At 47.5% G+C, this 562-nt stretch carries 1 protein-coding gene; it reads left to right on the forward strand.

Going from position 1 to position 562, the window contains the following annotated elements; genetic code table 11:
* On the forward strand, positions 1-562 hold a 562-nt coding region (locus R7Q09_RS27430; RefSeq protein ID WP_318144119.1), incomplete at both ends, for a sodium/glutamate symporter.

Genomic DNA, 562 nt, shown 5'->3' on the forward strand with positions numbered 1-562 from the left:
GGGGGCGGCGTGGTCACAAACTTTCCAAGACGTGTATGGATTAAATAACGTTCTGGAAATCGCGATGGCATCGGCCACTTTTGGTTTGATCATCGGCGGTATCATTGGTAGCCCAGTGGCTCAACGCCTAGTGGAAAAACATGGTATCGAATCTGAGTACGGTCGTGGTGGTAGAGATGCCAAAACCCACGAGAAGTTCCCAGAGCTGGTGACGTACAACGAGTACGAAGAAGACAAAGTAACGGCGAAAAAGGTCGTGGAAAAACTCTTCTTCTTACTGATTTGTGTGACGGGTGCGAAGTACGTTGAACAGTGGGTGAGTACCTACGAAATTTCTTGGTTGATGATTCCTGATTTCGTTTACGCGCTGTTCATTGGTGTGATTATTACGAACTTCTTAGAGGTGACTAAGATTCGTAAGCTGGACGCTGAAACCGTCGATATGCTCGGTACGGTGTCGCTGTCTCTGTTCTTGGCGATGGCTCTCATGAGCTTGAAGCTGTGGAACATCTTTGATTTGGCGATCCCATTCTTAGTGATTCTGGCGATTCAGTCGGTGATT

The sequence above is a fragment of the Vibrio sp. 2130-1 genome (assembly GCF_033339515.1).